Source organism: Neorhizobium descurainiae (assembly GCF_051400715.1).
In the GTDB taxonomy this organism is placed as follows: Bacteria; Pseudomonadota; Alphaproteobacteria; order Rhizobiales; family Rhizobiaceae; genus Neorhizobium.
Window position 1 is genome coordinate 363,261 of record NZ_JBLFFK010000001.1, and the last position, 20,171, is coordinate 383,431.

The 20,171-nt window shown below is 63.0% G+C and carries 22 protein-coding genes; 12 read left to right on the forward strand and 10 right to left on the reverse strand.

Annotation, left to right across the window (positions count from 1 at the left end; all coding sequences use genetic code 11):
• Positions 1-141: 141 nt before the first annotated feature.
• The 4 genes from ACMGE0_RS01655 (at position 142) to ACMGE0_RS01670 (ending at position 4,278) form a co-directional block, all read left to right on the forward strand.
• Positions 142-969, forward strand: a complete 828-nt coding sequence (locus ACMGE0_RS01655; RefSeq protein WP_436814118.1) for a BON domain-containing protein — start codon at positions 142-144, stop codon at positions 967-969.
• A gap of 62 nt (positions 970-1,031) precedes the next feature.
• Positions 1,032-1,265 (forward strand): hypothetical protein, encoded by a 234-nt coding sequence (locus ACMGE0_RS01660; protein WP_436814119.1) that lies wholly within the window; start codon positions 1,032-1,034, stop codon positions 1,263-1,265.
• Positions 1,266-1,483: 218 nt separating this feature from the next.
• A complete protein-coding gene (locus tag ACMGE0_RS01665) occupies positions 1,484-3,184 on the forward strand; it encodes an HWE histidine kinase domain-containing protein (protein WP_436814120.1) in 1,701 nt (566 codons plus the stop codon).
• 71 nt (positions 3,185-3,255) lie between these two features.
• Positions 3,256-4,278, forward strand: a complete 1,023-nt coding sequence (locus ACMGE0_RS01670) for a DNA topoisomerase IB (protein ID WP_436814499.1) — start codon at positions 3,256-3,258, stop codon at positions 4,276-4,278.
• A gap of 60 nt (positions 4,279-4,338) precedes the next feature.
• On the opposite strand, the gene ACMGE0_RS01675 is transcribed toward ACMGE0_RS01670, so the two are convergent.
• Both ACMGE0_RS01675 and ACMGE0_RS01680 read right to left on the reverse strand, forming a co-directional pair.
• Positions 4,339-4,899, reverse strand: coding sequence for a type 1 glutamine amidotransferase domain-containing protein (locus ACMGE0_RS01675; protein WP_436814121.1), 561 nt, complete (start codon positions 4,897-4,899; stop codon positions 4,339-4,341).
• Between the two features lie 34 nt (positions 4,900-4,933).
• Entirely contained in the window at positions 4,934-5,131 is a 198-nt protein-coding gene (locus ACMGE0_RS01680; RefSeq protein ID WP_436814122.1) for a hypothetical protein, read from the reverse strand.
• Between the two features lie 212 nt (positions 5,132-5,343).
• Between ACMGE0_RS01680 and coxB the strand changes: the two genes are divergently transcribed.
• Genes coxB through ACMGE0_RS01705 form a run of 5 tightly spaced genes read left to right on the forward strand, consistent with a single transcriptional unit; the run spans position 5,344 to position 11,008 of the window.
• Positions 5,344-6,396 carry a cytochrome c oxidase subunit II gene (coxB, locus tag ACMGE0_RS01685; RefSeq protein ID WP_436814123.1) on the forward strand — a complete coding sequence of 351 codons (1,053 nt, stop codon included), beginning with the start codon at positions 5,344-5,346 and terminating at the stop codon, positions 6,394-6,396.
• Between the two features lie 16 nt (positions 6,397-6,412).
• Entirely contained in the window at positions 6,413-8,926 is a 2,514-nt protein-coding gene (gene ctaD / locus ACMGE0_RS01690; RefSeq protein ID WP_436814124.1) for a cytochrome c oxidase subunit I, read from the forward strand.
• Positions 8,923-9,306 carry a hypothetical protein gene (locus tag ACMGE0_RS01695; protein WP_436814125.1) on the forward strand — a complete coding sequence of 128 codons (384 nt, stop codon included), beginning with the start codon at positions 8,923-8,925 and terminating at the stop codon, positions 9,304-9,306. The genes ctaD and ACMGE0_RS01695 overlap by 4 nt, the downstream gene beginning before the upstream one ends.
• Positions 9,303-9,947 carry a cytochrome c oxidase assembly protein gene (locus ACMGE0_RS01700; protein WP_436814126.1) on the forward strand — a complete coding sequence of 215 codons (645 nt, stop codon included), beginning with the start codon at positions 9,303-9,305 and terminating at the stop codon, positions 9,945-9,947. Before ACMGE0_RS01695 ends, ACMGE0_RS01700 begins: the two co-directional genes overlap by 4 nt.
• Positions 9,944-11,008: a c-type cytochrome gene (locus ACMGE0_RS01705; protein ID WP_436814127.1), complete on the forward strand. Its 1,065-nt coding sequence runs from the start codon at positions 9,944-9,946 to the stop codon at positions 11,006-11,008. Before ACMGE0_RS01700 ends, ACMGE0_RS01705 begins: the two co-directional genes overlap by 4 nt.
• Before the next feature lie 205 nt (positions 11,009-11,213).
• On the opposite strand, the gene ACMGE0_RS01710 is transcribed toward ACMGE0_RS01705, so the two are convergent.
• Positions 11,214-11,480: a hypothetical protein gene (locus ACMGE0_RS01710; RefSeq protein WP_436814128.1), complete on the reverse strand. Its 267-nt coding sequence runs from the start codon at positions 11,478-11,480 to the stop codon at positions 11,214-11,216.
• Between the two features lie 112 nt (positions 11,481-11,592).
• On the opposite strand from ACMGE0_RS01710, the gene ACMGE0_RS01715 reads away from it, so the two are divergent.
• The 3 genes from ACMGE0_RS01715 (at position 11,593) to glgX (ending at position 14,264) form a co-directional block, all read left to right on the forward strand.
• On the forward strand, positions 11,593-11,895 hold the full coding sequence (locus tag ACMGE0_RS01715; protein WP_436814129.1) for a hypothetical protein: 303 nt from the start codon (positions 11,593-11,595) through the stop codon (positions 11,893-11,895).
• Positions 11,892-12,119, forward strand: coding sequence for a hypothetical protein (locus ACMGE0_RS01720; RefSeq protein WP_436814130.1), 228 nt, complete (start codon positions 11,892-11,894; stop codon positions 12,117-12,119). Before ACMGE0_RS01715 ends, ACMGE0_RS01720 begins: the two co-directional genes overlap by 4 nt.
• Before the next feature lie 66 nt (positions 12,120-12,185).
• Positions 12,186-14,264, forward strand: coding sequence for a glycogen debranching protein GlgX (gene glgX / locus ACMGE0_RS01725; protein WP_436814131.1), 2,079 nt, complete (start codon positions 12,186-12,188; stop codon positions 14,262-14,264).
• A 148-nt stretch (positions 14,265-14,412) separates the two neighbouring features.
• Here glgX and ACMGE0_RS01730 read toward each other — a convergent pair whose 3' ends face one another.
• From ACMGE0_RS01730 to ACMGE0_RS01760, 7 genes are all read right to left on the reverse strand, one after another.
• Positions 14,413-15,396 (reverse strand): phosphotransferase enzyme family protein, encoded by a 984-nt coding sequence (locus ACMGE0_RS01730; RefSeq protein ID WP_436814132.1) that lies wholly within the window; start codon positions 15,394-15,396, stop codon positions 14,413-14,415.
• 316 nt (positions 15,397-15,712) lie between these two features.
• Positions 15,713-17,200, reverse strand: coding sequence for a glycogen synthase GlgA (gene glgA, locus ACMGE0_RS01735; RefSeq protein ID WP_436814500.1), 1,488 nt, complete (start codon positions 17,198-17,200; stop codon positions 15,713-15,715).
• A gap of 297 nt (positions 17,201-17,497) precedes the next feature.
• Entirely contained in the window at positions 17,498-17,857 is a 360-nt protein-coding gene (locus tag ACMGE0_RS01740; protein ID WP_436814133.1) for a DUF2934 domain-containing protein, read from the reverse strand.
• A 427-nt stretch (positions 17,858-18,284) separates the two neighbouring features.
• A complete protein-coding gene (locus ACMGE0_RS01745; protein WP_436814134.1) occupies positions 18,285-18,782 on the reverse strand; it encodes a YciE/YciF ferroxidase family protein in 498 nt (165 codons plus the stop codon).
• An 85-nt stretch (positions 18,783-18,867) separates the two neighbouring features.
• Positions 18,868-19,053 carry a hypothetical protein gene (locus tag ACMGE0_RS01750; RefSeq protein ID WP_436814135.1) on the reverse strand — a complete coding sequence of 62 codons (186 nt, stop codon included), beginning with the start codon at positions 19,051-19,053 and terminating at the stop codon, positions 18,868-18,870.
• Positions 19,054-19,076: 23 nt separating this feature from the next.
• Positions 19,077-19,469: a BON domain-containing protein gene (locus tag ACMGE0_RS01755; RefSeq protein ID WP_436814136.1), complete on the reverse strand. Its 393-nt coding sequence runs from the start codon at positions 19,467-19,469 to the stop codon at positions 19,077-19,079.
• A 78-nt stretch (positions 19,470-19,547) separates the two neighbouring features.
• Positions 19,548-20,135, reverse strand: a complete 588-nt coding sequence (locus ACMGE0_RS01760; RefSeq protein WP_436814137.1) for a cysteine hydrolase family protein — start codon at positions 20,133-20,135, stop codon at positions 19,548-19,550.
• Between the last annotated feature and the right edge of the window lie 36 nt (positions 20,136-20,171).

Consider the following 20,171-nt stretch of genomic DNA (forward strand, 5'->3'; position numbering starts at 1 on the left):
GGCGCGACCCTCCCAAGGTCTGTCCGTTTCCTCAGCCTTATTGGTCTCAATCCTCGAAAAATCCGGAACAATCCCCCCGAGGCGCGGTTCGGTCGGTGTTCGGTCCGGAACGGGATCAAGATCAGATCGAGGAGACAAACAATGGCTAACGGAAACTATTCCCAGTCGGGTGGGTATCGAAATGACCGCACGCGCGACGAGCGCGATTTCGCCCGGGAGCCTTCCGGCGATTATCGTCCGGGCGACACCGGTTATGTCCGCGGTTTCGGCGACTATCAGCGCAGCGGCGACAATTCCTTCGGAGATAGGGAGTCCGCAGGAGGCGAGGGCGATCGGTCGCGTTTCTCCCGTTACGGCCGGGGCGAGCAATGGGCCACCGACGACTACGGTTACGAGGCCGGCTACGGCGATACGGAGCGTTCACGCGCCTGGGCTCGCGAATCCTATCGGGGCAGGCCCTCCTCCTTCAGCTACGAACCCGGCCGCCGTCGGGTGAACCAGGCCTATGGCGATCGCTACGGCTCCGACTATGGGCGTGGAGCGGAAGGCCGCCAGGGCTATGGAATGGACGATCGGTTCCGTGGCTCGGACGATCGTGACCGCCGGCGCGGCTTCATGGAGCGGGCCGGAGACGAGGTCGCTTCGTGGTTCGGCGACGAAGAGGCCGAACAGCGCCGCATGATGGATGAGCATCGCGGCAAGGGTCCTAAAGGCTATCAGCGGTCCGATTCCCGCATCGAGGAGGACGTCAACGATCGCCTGAGCGACGATCCCGTACTCGACGCGTCGAATATCACGGTCACCGTCCAGAACGCGGAGGTGACGCTGGACGGCTTCGTTTCCAGCCGCTGGGACAAGCGGCGCGCGGAAGATCTGGTGGACGACGTCTCCGGCGTGCGGCATGTGCAGAACAATCTGCGCGTGAACAACGCCCCGACCGATGGGCTCACCGGCTCGACCACGGTCTAGTCTTGCTTTGACCTGCCCAAGGCCGTCGTTGCGGCGGCCTTAGGCTTTTCCAGGGAGTGCCCATGACCAAGACGACGAAAGACCGGAGCGGTCCGGATGCGATTCGCAAGGATGCGGAGGGCCAGTTCGCCAATCCGAAGACAGGCGGGAAAAGCAGCGGCGTGGCGAGCGCCAAGCCGACGGTGATCACCGGGTCGGAGGACGCGACCGCGCACAAGCTTCCGCCCGGTTCCAAGAAGCCGAAAAAGGACTGGCAGGTGAATTTCGACATCACCGAGCGATCGCGGCATACTTAAGCCGTTTGCGCCCTCGGTTCCCTCAGTTTCACCCGCCGTCGCAGGGCGTTTTTGACGTTCCCGGGAAAAGACGCATCGCCAGCAATCAATCCTTGGCCGCGCCTTCAAAACCAGTTAGAAGATACCCGCTAGCTATATTAGCAAAGGGCGGGATATTGAGACGAGTACGGTGGCGGGCGGCGCAGGTGCCTGCATCGTTCCCTAGGTAAATGCGCGGAATGTTACGGGTTTCGCGCTTTTTCCCGACAGCGCCCATCGGCGCTTACCTGGTCGCGCTTGCGGCTGGCGTCGCTTTGCCCTTGCTGATCTTCGTGGCCTATCTGATGCTGGAGCTCGAGGCGAACGAGCGCGAAATCCTCGCCAACGAGACGGCCGAGGACGCCCAGCTCATCGCCCGTTCGGTCGATCGTGAATTGCAGGACATGTCGACGACGCTCAGGCTGCTCGTGACGTCGCGGGAGCTTGAAAACGGCGATCTCAGGGCCTTCCACAACCGCACGCAGAACAGCCTGAGATCGAACTCCCTCTACGTTCTTGTGGTTGATGCGGACGGCCAGCAGCGGCTGAATACCCGCGTGCCCTTCGGAACCTCGCTCGGCAAGATTTCCAACCCGGCCGCGCTCGAATCGATCTTGCGCAGCGGAGTGACGGAAGTCTCCAATGTCTTCTTCGGCACCACGAGCGGCAAGCATGTCTTCAACGTTTCGATGCCCCTGCCGAAGGAGGTTTCCCATTCGGGCGCTGCGATGATCATCACGCAGAACGCCGAGGACCTGCAGAAGCTCATTTCGACGGAAGGGCTTCCCACCGGCTGGACGGTCGCGGTGGTCGACGGCTCCGGGCATGTGGTCACGTCGATCGGGGCAAACGCGCTGGCGTCCGGCTCTGCCTTTCCCGCCGGCACGTTGAAGCTGATGACCGGCTTCAAGGGGACGATCGAGGATGTCGACGGCGATTTGAAGCAGATGTACGGTTATGCGCAGATCACCGGCTGGACCTGGAAAGCCGTCGTATGGGGGCCGATAGACGCGGCGCAGGCGAGCATCCTGACCACCTGGCGACAACTGATCGCCGGCGGGGCGATTTTCCTGGCCGTCGGCATGCTGATCGCCTGGCTCGTCGGCCGCCAGCTCCGCATTCCCATCCGGCAGATCGCCGAGATGGCCGAGCGCATCGGCAGAGGTGAAATCGTGTCGCCTGTGGAGACGAAGATCCGGGAAGCCAACCAGGTGGCCATCGCCCTTTCCAACGCCTCCTTCGACCGCAGCCAGGCGGAAGACCGCATTCACTTGATCCTGCACGAGCTTGTCCATCGAACCAAGAATATCCTCACTCTCGTGCAGGCGATGATGCGCCAGCTGGCGCGCCAGGACACGACGATGGAGGAGTTCCAGAACGCCATCAGCAACCGCCTACAGGGTCTCGGCAAATCGATCGAGGCGCTGGCGAAGGAACAATGGGGCGGCGTCTCCATCCGCCGCGTGATCGAGATCCACATGAGCACCTTTGCGGAAGTGGCCGATCGCGTGGAACTGCGGGGCGCGGATTTCACGCTGAAGGCGGAGGCGGTTCAAAACCTCGGTCTCATCCTCCACGAACTTGCGACGAACTCGGTGAAGTACGGCGCGCTCTCGGTGCCGCAGGGCAAGGTCCGCATCGCCTGGAGAGACGTCGCCGACGAGGACGGAGGCGAGGTCAAGCTCCGGCTGGTCTGGGAGGAAAGGGACGGCCCGCGGGTCCGGGAACCGTCGCGGACGGGTTTCGGCACGACGATCATCAAGCGCCACGCGGCGGCGGCGTTCGGAGGCCAGGTGGAGGTCGACTTCCGCCCGGAGGGGCTTTGCTGGACCCTGGTGGCGCCGCGCGCCGCCTTCGAGCGGGGCGAGGGCGCCGAAAGCCTCAAGGATATCGCGATTTAGCGGCTGGCGCCGGAACGAAGGAGCGCTCCTGCCGTTAAGCGGCCATGGACGCCACTCTGACCACGATCGACATCGATCAGGACTCCCTCGAAACCATCGGCCTCACCTATGTCAGCGATACCGAACCCGGTATCCGGCGGGTCCGGCGCGGCAAAGGCTTCTGTTATCGTCTGCCGGACGGCGCGTTGCTGGACGACGACGAGGAGCGGCGCAGGATCGCCGCGCTCGGCCTGCCGCCCGCCTATGAGGACGTCTGGATCTGCCTCGATCCGCGCGGGCATCTGCAGGCGACGGGCTACGATTCGCGCGGCCGGAAGCAGTACCGTTATCACCCGGACTGGCAGAATTTCCGCAGCGAGCAGAAATACGACCAGCTCACCCGTTTCGGTGAGGTTCTGCCCAGAATCCGCCGCAAGGTGAAGCGCGATCTGACGCTCGGCCCGGGCAATTCCGATACGGTGGTCGCTGCCCTCGTGGCGCTTCTCGACGCCACGCATTTGCGCGTCGGCAACCGCGCCTACGCAAAGGAAAACGGAACCTATGGAGCCACGACGCTCCTGAAGCGGCATATGATGCTTTCGGGCAATGCGATCCGGCTGCGCTTCGTCGCCAAGGGCGGAAAACGGGTCCAGCATACGCTGAAGCATCCGCGCCTGCAGCGCATTCTCGAGGAGATCGCGGATCTGCCCGGCCGCCAGCTCTTCTCCTGGCCGGACGAGCAGGGCGTTCCGCATCCGGTCGATTCGGGAAGATTGAACGCCTATCTCGCCCAGGCGGCCGGGTTCTCCGTCTCGGCGAAGACCTTCCGCACCTGGGGCGGCAGCCTTTCCGCCTTCATGGCCGCGTGGGAATTCGTGGAGGCGGAAGGCAGGCGCCCGAAGATCAAGCTGATGGCGAAGGCCGCCTCGGAAGCATTGAACAACACACCGGCCGTCTGCCGGTCGAGTTACATCCACCCGAGCATATTGGCGCTGTCGGAAGATGTCTCGCCGCTGGAAAAGGTGATGGGGGACAAGACGGTGTTGGACGGCCCGAGAGGCTTGAGGGCCAACGAGCGGCGGCTGCTGGCCTTCCTGCGGGAGGTCTCGACCTGAGGCTCCTTGGGACGGCCGCCCGCGAGGAGCGACGGGCGGCCGGAACCGGGTTGGCGTCGATTACGCTGCCCGGCGATCGTGTGGTCCTTCCCGCACTTCCTCGACGATCTTGTCGACGAATTGCGGCAGATCGTCGGGCGAGCGCGAGGTGATGATGCCGTTGTCGACCACCACCGCCTCATCCTTCCAGGAGGCTCCTGCATTGCGGATGTCCGTCCGGATCGAGTGGTAGGACGTCGCCTTGCGGCCGCGCAGGGCGTCGGCTTCCGCCAGCAGCCATGGACCATGGCAGATCGCTGCGACGGGCTTGCCGCTCTTGACGAAATCGCGCACTACGCGCACCGCGTCTTCGTTGACGCGCAGGAGGTCGGGATTGATCTGGCCGCCGGGCAGGACGAGGGCGTCGAATTCCTCGGCCTTGACGTTCTTGGCTTCGAGGTCGACCGGGACGGTATCGCCCCAATCCTTCTTGTCCCAGCTCTTGATCTCGCCCGTCTTGATCGACGCTATCTTCACGTTGGCCCCGCGCTTCTTGAGCTCCTCCAATGGGACGCGCAGTTCCGATCGTTCGTAGCCGTCCGTCGCAAGGATCAGGATGGATGCGGACTCGATGGCGGTCATTCTGGACTCCTTTTTGTCGAAATGTTTTTCGGTCTCAAAGGCGGCCGGTGGAAAGGTCCCGGCCGTTGATGGAGGCGGGAACGCTGATTTCTTCGCGAGGCGCCTTTGGCAGCGGAAGGACGACGGCTTCGGGTACGACGACCTGCAGCTCTTCCGGATGGGCGACGGCAAACGTCTTCTTCTGGTCGGTGCCGGTCAGCCTGTTTCTCAGCATCTTGAAAAAGTATCTCATGATGATCTCCCGTCGCGAACAAGGGCATGTGCCCTCTCACGAAGGGGCAAACCCCTGCACCGCGAATTCGTTCCATCTTTTTTGCAGCGCGTTACACAACGTTATCGCGCGTTCTGGAACAAAATTCCGGACCGTGCGTTTCCGGCCGGATGTCTGCGCTCTCCCGCCGCTGATGAACTTGTCCGGGTGCCCGCCGAATGAAGGATGACCGCTTGACCGGCTCTCGCCGGTCAATCCGATCAAGACAGATTTTCGGCCCGGGCAGTGCTCCGGGCAGTCACCAACGGGCAATCCGAACCGTTCCTGCCCTCCTTCTATGTCCGCTCGTCGCGTCGTGTTCCGGCATCCAGTCGGCGCTCGATCCGGCCGGCCGGGAAGCGGCGGATGTCGCCACGCTTTTTTTCGTGATGCTGACGGGTGCCGCCGTCATCTGGGCCGGCGTCGTCGCAATGCTCGTCTATGCGGCGCGCAAGCGGCGGGCGCATTCGGAAAAAGGTGCAGGCCAGTTCATTCTCTGGGGCGGGGCGGTCATGCCGACCGTCATCCTTACCGCCCTTCTTTCCTATGCCGTCTGGCTGATGCCGAACGTCCGGCCCTGGTTCCAGGGCGAGGACGGCGGCATGCGCCGCATCGAGGTCACCGGCGAGCAGTTCTGGTGGCGGGTGCGCTATCTCGGCGAAGACGGCGGGGTGCTCTTCGAGACGGCAAACGAAGTGCGCATTCCGGTCGGAGAACGCGTCGTCTTCTCGCTCACATCGCCGGACGTCATCCATTCCTTCTGGATTCCCGTGCTCGGCGGCAAGATGGACATGATCCCCGGCCGCGAGAATCGGCTTGCCCTCACGGCCGAAAAGCCCGGCACCTATCGCGGCGTCTGCGCGGAATTCTGCGGGACGTCGCACGCGCTGATGGCTTTCACGGTGCTCGCCATGGAGTCGCAGGCGTTCGAGGATTGGATGTCGGCGCGGCAGAACGCGTCCGGAGCCGCGGATGCGGAAGGGCTGGCGCTGTTTCTGAGACATGGATGCGCCGCCTGTCATGCGATCTCCGGCACCGAGGCGCGCGGCGCGATCGGCCCGGATCTCACCGCTTTCGGCGAGCGGGGCTCGGTCGCCGCGGGCACGCTTCCCAATGAGCGGGAACATATCGCCCGCTTCATCCGCTATCCCGGGCAAGTGAAACCCGGTGCGCTCATGCCGCATTTCGGCATGCTGCCCGACACCGATATCGACCGGATCGCGGCCTATCTGAAGGGGCTCAGATGACAAAGAGGCTCATGTAATGGGGGAGCTCGGCAATTTCTCACCGGAAGAGCGGGCGGCGCAGGAGGAGCGGCTGCGCAAGGTATGGGAGACGCCCAAGGGCATCCGCTACTGGACCTCCGTCAACAACAGCCAGATCGGCCTCTGGTATGGAGCGACCGCCTTCCTCTTCATGCTGTTCGCCGGGCTGCTGGCGCTCCTGATGCGCCTGCAACTCGCCGCGCCGGAGAACGACCTCATCTCCGCCGACCTTTTCAACCAGGCCTTCACGCTGCACGGCACGGTGATGATGTTCCTGTTCGCCGTGCCGATCTTCGAAGCCTGGGCGATCTTCCTGCTGCCGTCGATGCTCGGTGCCCGCGAGCTGCCGTTTCCGCGGCTTTCCGCCTTCGGCTTCTGGAGCTTTCTGCTCGGCGGCATCTTCGTCTGCGGCTCGATCTTCTTCAACGCGGCACCCAATGCCGGCTGGTTCATGTATCCGCCGCTCGCGACCGACAAGGAATATTCCGGCATCGGCGCGGATATCTGGCTGCTCGGCCTTTCCTTCATCGAGGTGGCATCGATCGCGGCCGCGGTCGAGATCATCGTCGGGATCATGAAATGCCGGGCTCCGGGCATGCGCATCAACCTGATGCCGATGTTCGCCTGGTACCTCCTGATCGTCGCGGGCATGATCCTTTTCGCCTTCCCGCCGCTGATCGCCGGCGACATCCTGTTCGAGATGGAGCGGATGTTCGACTGGCCCTTCTTCGATGCGGAGCGCGGCGGCGATCCGCTGCTGTGGCAGCACCTCTTCTGGATCTTCGGCCATCCGGAGGTCTACATCATCTTCCTGCCCGCGATTGCGCTGATGGCGATGATCGTTCCGACCTTCTCGCAGCGGCCGATCGTCGGTTATTCGTGGATCGTGCTCGCGGCGGTCGGCACGGGGTTCCTGAGCTTCGGGCTCTGGGTGCATCACATGTTCACGACCGGCCTGCCGCAGATTTCGCTCGCCTTCTTCTCCGCGGCCTCCGAGGCCGTGGCGATCCCGACCGGCGTGCAGATCTTCGTCTTCATCGCCACCATGCTGGCGGGCCGCGTGATCTTCTCCGTGCCGATGCTCTTCGGCGCCGGCGGGCTGATCATCTTCGTCATCGGCGGGCTGACGGGCGTCATGGTGGCGCTGGTGCCGTTCGACTGGCAGGCCCACGACACCTATTTCGTCGTCGCCCATCTGCACTATGTGCTGATCGGCGGCATGCTGTTTCCCGTCGTCGCCGGCCTCTACTATTACTTCCCCTTCTTCACCGGAAAGAGGCTGAGCGACGCCTGGGGCAAGGCCGCCTTCTGGCTGATGTTCGCGGGCTTCAACATCGCCTTCTTTCCGATGCACTTCTCCGGCCTGCGCGGCATGCCGCGCCGCGTCTTCACCTATCCGGAAGGCATCGGCTGGGATTGGTTCAACCTGATCTCGACCGTCGGCGCCTTCATCTTCGCGTCCGGCGTGGCGACTTTCGTCATCGACATCCTGCGGCCGAAGCCGAAGCCCGAGGCGCGCAATCTCAACCCCTGGAATTCCGGCACGCTGGAATGGACGAACGATCCGGCGGAAAGCTGGGGCATGCGCTCCGTGCCGATCATCACCAGCCGCTATCCGCTTTGGGACCAGCCGGACCTGCAGGCCGATATCGAGGCCGGGCGCTTCTACCTGCCGGATGCGAAATCGGGTTATCGCGAAACGCTGGTGACGTCGGTGCTCGATGCCGAGCCGATCCAGTGCCTGCGCGTCGGCGGCGTGTCCTATGTGACGATCATTGCGGCGATGGCGCTCGGGGGTGTCTTCATCGCGCTCACCTTCCACTGGTGGATCGCCACGATCGTCTCGGCCATCATCACCTTCGCCGCCATCATCTACTGGCTGTGGACCGGCACCGCGCCCATTCCGGAAGAGCCGGAAATGGATGTCGGGCTCGGTAAAAAGCTGCCGATCTACGTCTCCGGACCTGCCTCGGTCGGCTGGTGGGCGATGTTCATCACCATGGTGGGGGATGGTACCGCCTTCGCGAGCCTCGTCTTCGGCTATTTCTTCTACTGGACGATCCATGACGATTTCACCGCGGCGGCCGCAGGGCCGGGCGTGTTCTGGCCGATGACGGCACTGGCGCTTTTCGTGATCGCCTGGGGCCTGACGCTCCTGGCGCGTGAGCTCAATGAGAAGGGGCCGGCGGGGGCGCGGCTGTCGCTGGTCGGGGCCTGCGCTATCACGGTCGCGGGGTCGCTCGCCGGCCTGGCCGGGCCCTATCTCCACGGCATGGAGCCGACCGCCAACGTCTATCCCGCCACCGTCTGGATCCTGGCGATCTGGACGGTGGCCCACGGGGCGGTCGGCGCGATCATGCAACTCTATTGCCTGGCGCGCAGTTTCGCCGGCAGGATGACCGCCGAATACGACCAGGATATCCGCAATGTCGCGCTCTATTGGCATTTCATGGCCGTCACCGCAGTGGTGACCTTCGGGGTGATCGGCCTCTTTCCGCTGGTGGCATCATGAAAAGCTTCATCCCCCGCGAGATCGAAACGCTCTGGACGCTCTTCACCGCGCCGACGGTCTGGGCACTGCATTTCATCGTCTGTTACGCCACCGTGGCGGTCTTCTGCGCCAAGGGGCTTTCCCTTCATCTTTCGTTCGAGACAGTCCGCATCGGCCTCGGCGTCTTCACCCTGCTCGCTCTCGCGATGATCGTGCTCTCGGCCTTTCTCGCCTGGCGGCAATGGGGTTTCGGATCGGGAGACCCCCCGCATGACGCGCCGACCCGTCAGGATCGCAGGTTCTTCCAGGGTTTTGCAACGCTGCTGCTTTCGGGCCTCAGCTTCGTGGCCGTCGCCTATCTGGCCATCCCGCTGATCTTCATCGCCGAGTGCCAGTCATGAGAAAGGCTGCGCTCGTCTTCGGCCTTGGCTTGCTGTTCCTGCTGTGGGCAGTTCTTCTCCCCTTGGCGGACCGAAGCTCGTTTTCCGTCCATATGGTCGCGCATATGGGCGTGGTGGCGGGCGCCGCGCCGCTGATCGCCATCGGGCTTTCCGGAACGCGCTTCGATTTCGCGGTGGGCAGGGGCTGGCTGACGCCGCTCATCGCCTCCCTCATCGAACTCGTTGCGGTGTGGGCCTGGCATGTTCCCGCCATGCGGGCCCTTTCGGAATCCTCCGTCTTCTTCGCGGCCGCGGAACAGGTCGTCTTCCTCGGCGCCGGCCTTGCGCTCTGGCTTTCCTGCCTCGGCGGAGCGGCGACCGGGCGGGAGGAGCGGCGGCTTTCCGGCACGGTCGGCCTGCTCTTCACCTCCATGCATATGACGCTGCTCGGCGCCCTGCTTTCATTGTCGCCGCGGCCGCTTTACGGTGAAGGGGAGGTGACATGTTTCGGCGTCACCCTCACCGCTGCGGCGGATCAGCAGGCGGGCGGCGTGGTCATGCTGCTGGTGGGAGCGGCGGTCTATCTGGCCGGCGGCGTGGCGCTGCTTGCCCAAACGCTCAATAGCGGCACACCGGGATCTTTGGAGAGGAGCGGCCGATGAGGATCCGCCGGAAGCATCTCATCGCGCTGGTGGTGGCATTGCCCCTCTCCGGCATGCTGTTCGCCTGGTCGGGGCTGATGGGCATCCAGGCCAGCACCGGCCATTGGGCCGTGACCGACTGGTTCCTCCACTGGGTGATGCGGAATTCGGTGCGCACCGCGGCGCTTTCCGTCGACGTTCCGCCGCTCGGCGATCCGGCGCTTCTTCCGCCGGCGGCGGGACATTACGAAACCGGCTGCGCCATCTGTCACGGATCGCCGGCGCAGCCCCGCTCGGCTGCGGTGCTTGCCATGCTGCCGTCGCCGCCGGACCTGAAAACGGTCGTGCCCGAGTGGAGCGAGGCGCAGCTCTTCGAGATCGTCAAGCACGGCGTGCGCTTCACCGGCATGCCCGCCTGGCCGACGCAGGCGCGCGACGACGAAGTCTGGGCCATGGTCGCCTTCCTCCGCAAGCTGCCGGAAATGGACACGAACGCCTATCTGCAGGCATCCGGCCTGCACGGCATCGGCACTGCCGGCGAGGTCTCGCCGCTGCCGATCACCTGCGAGAGCTGCCATGCGGAGAAGAAGCTCAACAACGGCAGCCTCATCCCGCGGCTTGCCGGTCAGTCGGAGGCCTATCTGCTCAACAGCCTGCGCGCCTATGCGGAAGGAAAGCGGCCGAGCGGCATCATGCAGGTAGCGGTCGGCACATTGTCCGATGAAAGCCTGCCGGAGCTTGCCGGCTATTATGCCAAACAGGCCCGGCCGCAACGCGCCGCGACAGCGGCCGATCCGCAGTTGATCGAAAAGGGAAGGGAGCTTGCCGAAAGGGGAAGGGCGGCGGACAGGATACCCGCCTGCTTCAGCTGCCACGAAAAGCCCGGCGGCAATCCCGCCTATCCGCACATTTCGGGCCAGAACGCCGCTTATCTCAAGCAGCAGCTTCGGCTGTTCCGTGAAGGCGTCCGGGGCGGTTCGTCCTTCAGCCACCTGATGACGGAAGCCGCCAAAAACCTGGACGACGAAGATTTCGCCGCTCTCGCGGCCTTCTTTGCCGGCCGCGAGAGCAAGGGGCCATAAGGCCTCTCTCCTCCCTAGGAGCTTAAACCGGAATGACCATCATGTAGCAGGCTGCTATCACCAGTATGAAGCCTGCAGCTTCTACCCATTCCCTGACCATAGACGCCTCCGTCGCTTTGGTGGTGAATGAACGAGTCAATGGTATTTTAGTTCCACGAAATAGCCATAAACGTGGCAGGATCGCCGCAAATATGAATTGCTATGGTTAACGGCCCTCCGCATCGGCCCTGGCGCGGGCCGCTTCGAGGATGGCGCGCACCTCGCGGGCGGCGGAGTTCTCGATCGCAAACGCGTCTTCCGGCATGACGCCGGGGTCCTCTTCATTGTCCTTGAAGGTCGCATCGTCCCTCAGACGCCGCAGGAACGCGGTGATGGTGACTTCGCCGCCGATCATCGCGGCCAGAAGCTCGATCAGCAGTTCGCGGTGGGCATTCAGCCGCCCTTCCAGTTCTTCCGGTGCCAGCGCAGCCATGGCTCGCCTCCTCGTCGTGTTTTCCCTTTCAGGGAGATAGGGGAGGCTTGGACGGAGGGAACAATCGCCCCGACGGAAAGTTGACCTTTCGAGCAGGGACACGGAGGAAACCATGGCAGAGTTCGCCGGAACCGGGGGCGGGAATGGGAAACATGATGTCCGCGATCGGCTGATCCTGGCTCTTTACGCCCAGCTGAAGGCGGAGCGCCAGACGCGCGAGGCGCTGGAATACGTCATCCGCAAGGGGGCGCTTGCCCCGGAAGTCCTGGAGGCGATCGCTAGCGATCCGGTCCCCGCCGCAGCGGCCGAAGACATCGTCGCGGTCGAGAAGGTTATCGCGCTCGACGAACGCCGCCGGCAGGGTGACGCCGGCAAAGCTGGCATCGGAAAATCCAACGGAGAAGATGGAAAATGAAGCGTTTGATCATCGCCCTTTCGACCGTCCTGCTCTTGAGTGCCTGCGGCGACAGCGGCGAAAACCAGAACGACCCGGTGAACAACACGCCGCCGCCCCAGCCCGAGAACACCGCTCCTGCGGACCGGAGCAGCACGCCCCAGAGCAGTACGGGCGGGCAGAGCCCTGCCAATCCGCCCGCCGGCAATACCAACACGCCTCCCGCCGGATCCGGCAACCCATAGTTACGCGATCAGGGAACGAAATGCTGTGCTGCACCATTACTAGAGGAATTTTGTGAAAGGTGCGGCATGGATACCAAGGCGAACCACTTCGTCGTCGAGCCCGGCTCATGGCTCCAGCTCGGGGCCAATTCCGACGGCAAAGGCGTCAATTTCGCGATCTTCTCGGCGCATGCCGAGCGCGTCGAACTCTGCCTCTACGACAGCACCGGAAAGGTCGAGATCGCCCGGCTCGAACTTCCGGAATATACGCACGAGATCTGGCACGGCTACGTTCCGGGCCTGAAGCCCGGCGCACTCTACGGCTACCGCGTCCACGGTCCCTACGATCCGGAAAACGGCCACCGTTTCAATCCGAACAAGCTGCTGATCGATCCCTATGCCCGCGAGCTCGTCGGCGACGTGCAGTGGAACGAGGCACATTTCGCCTACGACCTGCTGCATGAGGACAAGGACCTGACTTTCGACGAGGGCGACAGCGCACCCTTCATGCCGAAATGCCGGGTGATCGACCCGAACGAATTCGACTGGCAGGACCGGAACCGGCCCGACATTCCCTGGCCCGCGGCGGTCGTCTACGAGACCCATGTGAAAGGCTTCACCGAGCTCAACCCGGGCATCCCGCAGGATCTGCGCGGCACGTTCGAGGGCATGGGCCACCAGGCATCGGTCGATTACATCAAGAGCCTCGGCATCACCTCGGTCGAACTGATGCCGGTGCATTATTTCCCGGACGACCAGCATCTGCTCGACAAGGGCCTCAAGAATTTCTGGGGCTACAACACGCTCGGATTTTTCGCGCCGGCCTCCCGCTATTACGGGCCGAAAGGCATCCAGGGGTTCCGCGACATGGTGCGGAGCTTCCACGATGCCGGCATCGAGGTCATCCTCGACGTGGTCTACAACCACACGGCCGAAGGCAACGAGCTCGGCCCCACGCTTTCCTTCAAGGGCATCGACAACTTCTCCTACTACCGTACGATGCCCGACCAGCACCGCTACTACATCAACGACACGGGCACGGGAAACACGGTCAACACCTCCCATCCGCGCGTGCTGCAGCTCATCATGGATTCCCTGCGCTACTGGACGGAATTCATGCATGTCGACGGTTTCCGCTTCGATCTCGGCACCATCCTCGGCCGTGAGCCCCAGGGTTTCGACCAGCGCGGCGGCTTCTTCGACGCGATGACGCAGGATCCGGTGCTTTCCAAGGTCAAGCTGATCGGCGAGCCGTGGGATATCGGCCCGGGCGGCTATCAGGTGGGAGGCTTCCCGCCCGGCTGGGCCGAATGGAACGACAAGTATCGCGATACGGTGCGGGAATACTGGAAGGGCACCAACGTCTCGACGGATTTCGCCGCCCGCCTGCTCGGCTCCGGCGATCTCTACGACCAGCGCGGCCGCCGGCCCTGGGCGAGCGTCAACTTCATCGCCGCCCATGACGGCTTCACCCTCAACGACCTCGTCTCCTACAACGACAAGCACAACGAGGCGAACGGCGAAGACAATAACGACGGCCACAACGACAACCACAGCTTCAACTACGGTGCCGAAGGTCCGACCGACGACGAGGGCATCAATGCCGTCCGCGACCGGCAGAAGCGCAATTTCCTGGCGACGCTCTTCTTCTCGCACGGCACCCCGATGCTGCTTGCCGGCGACGAGTTCGGCCGCAGCCAGATGGGCAACAACAACGGCTACTGCCAGGACAGCGAGATTTCGTGGGTGCACTGGGAAGACCTGCCGGAGACCTGCGAGGAGCTGCGCGAATTCACCCGCCAGATCATCAAGCTGAGGCGCGAGCAGCCCCTGTTGCGGCGTGAGAACTGGCGCGACGGCATGGACATCAAATGGTTCAATGCCGGAGGCGGCTTCCAGCAGCCGGAGCATTGGGACGACGGTTCGACGCTCGGTCTCTATATCGGGCGCCCGGACCTCCAGCAGGAGGAGGGCATCTGGCACGACGTCCTGCTGCTCTTCAATCCGTTCGAAGGCAACGTGCCCTTCCGCATTCCGCAATTCGGCGAGGGCGGGTGGGTGTTGGAGCTGACGACATCCGACCTTGCGAAACGCGGACTGCGGATCACCAAGGAGAAGGATTTCGAGCTCGAAGGCCGAAGCCTGGCGCTGTTCCGCAGGCCGTAAGCGTCGAGCTCCCGTAAAAAACCGGACTGGTGGGCCAACCACCAACGTAATGTGGAACCGTTAAATTTTACGGTTCCACATTACTTAGCCATGACCGCTGACGACCCAATGCGGCCATTGGAACTGCGTTTTGACCAAATCGACAGAATTAGAATAGACGGTTGACGAGTTGCTCAGTTTGCCACGTCTTGAGGAAGTTCGCTTCCCGCGCGATCCAACCGACTGCGTTGCTTCCCCATTCGTTGGCGCGCGTTGCGTACTCTCCCATAAGCCAAAAATGGCGGACGATGACGAAGCATATGGCGGCTTCGAAGTCGTCTGATGCTATTGGCCGGACTGCCCGATAACCCTCAATGAACGCCTCCCACCTGCGTATCGATTTCCTGCCGAAAGATACGTTCGCCCACAGAAAAACGGACAGGTCGTAAGCAAGGTATCCTGGGCCGCTGTCATCAAAGTCAAAGAATACTGCTTCGCCAAGATGATTGATGCGCGAATTGAAGCCATGACAGTCGCCGTGACAATGCGCCCAAGTCAGATTGCCGAACGCTTCAATTGCCTTCCCAGTCTCTTCAGCAATTTTTTCGAGATCGTTATACGCATTGACATCTTCGATAATTCCACTCTCCCGCAATCGGGTGAGAGGTCGCCACAGCAACTGCTCAAGATCAAGACGATACACCGCCCCATCGGAGGAGAATGCCTCCGCCGCGTTGTGCAGCATGGCAAGGGTCTTTCCGTTTGCCTGCGCATCGCCAAGGTCTGTAGCGTGAGGTTCGCGTCCATCCAGCGCCTGAAAGAGGACACCGGAGCGCCAACCTTCCGGAGCATGGGCTTGAACGAAGAAGGTGCCTTCTCGCGTTGGAATGGGTGCGGCGACCGGGACGCCGGATTGCGAGAGGTGTATCAGAAACGCAGTTTCGGTTTTGACATCGGCCGGACCACGTGCCCTATGCTGAGAGAGACGAAACACGTAACGCTCGCCATTTTTCCCAGCAACGAGGTAAACGTCATTCAAACCGCGTTGGAGCATTTGGCAGGAGACTGGCCCCTCGACCGCATAGTGTTCACCAATAAACTGTGTGATCGCCTCAATATGCAGGGTCGAATATAACGGACGAAGGTCGAACATGGCCGATGTCCCCAATAGCCTCGTAAGTCTCCGGGCTCAAGGGTCGTGAAGGCTCCATCAAAGTCAAGGGTTCGATCCCTGCGTCCGCTCGCGGCGCATAGTTGCCATCGCGCTTACGGCCGATGGCAGTTCTGATCCCGTTGAACGGCAGAAGCAGCCGAAGCCGCTTTGGGGCTTCCGAAAAAATCCAGCATACGCATGTCACGATAGCCGGCGCTATAGGGAGTATTTGTGAAGGTTAACCTAAAGATTCCGCATTCAAGTGAGTGGCTGGGGCTGGTGGGCCCGGTTTTCATTTGCCGATATCGTTCCCGGATCAGATCGTCGCCCGGCGCAGGTCGGCGGGGGCGGCGGCCGAGATCGGCCCCGACTTGCGCACCAGGTTGGCGTAGACGGCGGCGTATTGCTGGGCGCTGCGCTCCCACGAAAACTTCGCCTTCATGCCCTGGTTCTGCAGCCGCGCCCACATTTTCGGGTCGGCATAGGCATGCAGCGCGCGGCGAAGCGCCAGCCGCAGGCCGTCGGTCGTGACCGGGTGGAACTGGAAGCCGGTCGCCACCCGCGCGGACATGGCCGCGTCGTTGGCGTCGATGATCGTCTCCGAAAGCCCGCCGGTGCGGGAGACGACCGGCACGCAGCCGTAGCGAAGCGCATAGAGCTGCGTCAGCCCGCAGGGCTCGAAGCGGGAGGGCTGCACGATCGCATCCGATCCGCCATGGATCAGATGCGCCGTCGGTTCGTCGTAGCCGATATGCACGGCCATGTGGCCCGGGAAGCGCGATGCGGTGTTCAGCAGCGCCTGTTCGATCTCGTGGTCGCCCTTTCCGAAGACGATCACTTTTCCGCCGTGCCGGATGACCTCGTCCGCCGTCTCGGCGAACATGTCGAGACCCTTTTGCCACGTCAGGCGGCTGACCGCCGAAAAGACCGGACCTTGATGCGACGGGTCCAGGCCGAATTCCTTCAGCAGGACCGCCCGGTTCTCGCGCTTGCGGCGCAGGCTGTTGACGTCGTAGCTGCGGGGCAGATGCGGGTCCGCGGACGGATCCCAGACGTCGAGATCGATGCCGTTGACGATGCCGCGCAGAACGGAGACGCGCGCGTTCAGCACGCCATCCATGCCCATGCCGAAACGGGGCGTCAGGATTTCCCGCGCGTAGGTCGGGCTGACGGTGGTGATCGCATCCGCCGTCTGCAGGCCTCCCTTGAGGAAGCTGATGTCCCCGAAATATTCCATGCGGTTCATGGAATAGGTCTCGGGGGGCAGGCCGAGGTTTCCAAGCAGCCTTGCGGAATATTGTCCCTGGAATGCGAGGTTGTGGATCGTCAGCACGACGGGGGTTATGCAGCCGCGTTCGCGCATGTAGACCGAGGTCAGCGCCGATTGCCAGTCATGGGTATGGACGAGGTCGGGCACCCATCCGGGCAGCACCCCGTCGGCGATTTCCGCCGCAGCCAGGGAAAGGGCGGCGAACCGTTTCCAGTTGTCCGGATGATCGCGGCCGTTTTCATCGACATAAGGGCCGCCCGGACGATTGTAGAGGGCCGGCGCGTCGAGAACGAACAGGCTCAGGTCTTCGATGCGGGTATGGAGCAGTGAGGCGCGCTCGCCCAGAAGGCTGTCGAACGTGACCAGCGGCATGGCGCTTGTCAGTTGCCGCATCACGGCGGGATAGCCGGGGATCAGCGACGTGGTTTCGATGCCGAGGGGAGCGAGCGCCTTGGGCAGGGAGCCGGTCACATCCGCAAGGCCGCCGGTCTTCACGAGAGGGAAGACCTCTGAGGTGACCGAAAGGACCTTCATCTGCGGCAGCCCCGGCTTTCCGGCAGTCGGGCCGACCTCACGATCCCGGATGTTTCGTTGATCGCGATGCGCGTCACCGATCGGGACGTGAACGTTCATCATGCCTGCCTCCGCCATAGGTCGTTTTCACCTTTCAGAACATTTCGGTGACGACCGAGGTTCCCTGTCGGGCTCGGGTTCAGGCGGAGTTCAGACGCAAAAAACATCCCGATTTTCCAAGGTAAAGAAAGCCACTGCGCGGCGACACGCATCGCCGCGCCTATTGAAACCGTTCTTGGTGTGTACGGACGGACGGCGCTATTCGCCGGCCGGAACTTTTCTGGAGCGCTTCTTGGCCGGTTCCGCCGAGGCGGGGATGGCCGCAGGGGTCTTCGGAGCAGTCTTCGCCGGAGCGGCGGCAGTCCCGGATGCTGCCGTCTTCGTGGCCGCCTTGGGGGAAGCGGCCTTCGCCTTGGGGGCTGCTTTCGGCGGGGTTGCCGCTGCAGCAGCCTTCCGTCGCGGAGCCGCCGGCGCCGCGTTCGAAGCTACGGGCTTGAGCGTTGCATATTCCAGCTTCGCCCTTTCCCAGTGTTCCCTATCCTTGCCGGCAGGATAGCCTTCTTCCTCCCACAATGCGTAGGCCCGTTTCTTGATCCAGTCTTCTTCGGAGTCCGCCATTATTGTCTCCATTCACCCGAGCGCCCCAACGTGCGCGGCACGGAAAAGTTCCTCTGCAAAAGCGAAAATCACCATTCGGCCAATCGGACGCGGCCATTACTCGAAAATCTGCCCCGGGGCCGAATTTTTGGCTGTCGAAGGAGATGTTTTTGTTGCCGCCGGGAAGGAGACGCATCCAGGCGGAAAAGGTACTGCGATATCGTTCCCTGCGCAACCGGCCGGGACCATATTATGGACGGGGTTTCCATCTGCGTCCTATTACCACACCCGCGACTTTCGCCCCGGATGCCGTGAGGCGCATACCGACACGGCGAAACGCCTCCCGGCAGGTCCGAGACCGCCGGCGATGGAGCGAAAGCCCGGTCTTCTGTCATGCGGAAAGGGGAAGGGCGTTGGGAACCAGTCCACGCCCTTCCTTCAAAGGCGATCAGGCAGCCTTCTGGGCCGCCCTGTTGACTGCGGATTCGGCGAGACCGGTCAGCGTCTCGTCGGTCTTGGTTTCCTCCGCCAGCGTCTGCTGGAGAAGGGTGACGGCGTCCTTCAAGCCGAGTTGCTGCGCCCAGGCACGCAACGTGCCGTAGCGGCTGATCTCGTAGTGCTCGACAGCCTGGGCGGCGGCGAGCAGGCCAGCATCGAGCGCGGGATTGCCCTTGAATTCGTCGAGGATTTCCTCGCCTTCCTCGATGATGCCGTCGATCGCCGGGCAGGTCTTGCCCTGGGCGCGCTTGCCGATGATCTCGAAGACCTGCTTCAGGCGCTCGATATGGCCTTCGGTTTCCTCGCGGTGTTTCTCGAAAGCCGCCTTGAGCTTTTCATCCCGGGCGCCGCGGGCCATCTTCGGAAGGGCCTTCACGATCTGGCGCTCGGCATAGTAGATGTCCTTGAGGGTCTCATGGAAAAGGTCGTCGAGGGTCTTGCTGGCCATTGCTCTCTCCTTGGGTTTTTATGGGATGTTGTTCGGGTCTTGCGAGGCACCTAACGTCGGGATGCCTCGGAAGGTTCCTGCCGTCTCAGCGGCTGTGCGAATGGGGTTCGCGGCCACCGGAAGGTTTGTCGTAGAGATCTTCGATAGCCTCTTCCTGCTGCCTCTTTTCGCCCGGGGACAGGCGGCGGCGGTGCAGCAGCGCGTAGGCGATCGCACCGCCGAGAAGGATCGGCCCGAGCGCTACGACTATGAACCAGAAATTATCGGCCATCGCTTTCTCCTTGTCGCTACGGATCAATGCCGTTCAGGGGCGATCCGCAGATTGTTGCGGCAGGCCGTGACGCCTGCGACGTTCAGAACGGCCTCCTCGGCGCGAACCTTGTCGGCGAGCTGTGCGACATAGCCGTCGAGGACGACCTCGCCATTCTCCACCGATACGGACACGTTGGTGGGGTCCAGGAAGGCGTCCTGGGTGAGCTGTTCGTTGACGTCCTGGGCGATCAGATCGTCGGGGCGCTCGTAATCGCGCGGTGCCTTGCCGACCTGCTTTTCCTGTTCCGGTCCCTCGGCGAAAATGTTCGCTTCGCCCTGAAGATAACCGCTCGGGCGGCTTTCCGCCGGGCCCTCCCAGCGCGGCCATTGCGAGGTCTCGCCGGGCCGGCCCGCTTTCGGCTGCTCATTTTTCATCGGCTTTCTCCTTGTCACAGGGCGCCATCGCCCATTCGGAAAACCGATTGCGTGCCGCAAGGTTCCGCCGGGCCGGCCTCATTCGCCCCACCAGCGCAGAATGCCTTCCGTGTCCAGGAGCCGGAGCTGATTGGAAAACCTGTTACCGTAAAGCGCCAGGGATGCATCATGCGTTTCGTCGGAAGCGCTGCAGATCGCGTCGGTGGCGAGGATGATCGCATAGCCGAGATCGACCGCGCCGAGCACCGCCGCAAGCACGCAGACGTCGGTTTCCCCACCCGAAATGACGAGCGTGGTGACGCCCTGATCCCGCAGCACATGGTGCAGGCGGCCGTCCAGCCAGGGCGAATAGACCATCTTGTCGAAAACGCGCGCCGGCGGCACCATCGCCTTCAGCTCGGGAAGAAGGTCGATCATGTGGTCGCCGAGCTCGCCGCGCGTCATCTGCGCCCATTTCTCGTAATAGCCACGCCAGCTCCCTTGCGCCTCGGCGGGCGTCTTCGGGGTCACGAAGCGGGTGAAGATCGTCTCCGCCGGATAAGCTGCGGCGATCGCTGCAACGGGTTCGCGCACCCGCTGCATCCAGGGAATATGCCAGGGCGTATCTTCCGCGAACATGCGCTGCATGTCGACGCAAAGGTGCCGGCAACGACGCGGGTCTTCCATCTTTCCCTCCAGCTTGTCGCGGTCAGGAACAGAACG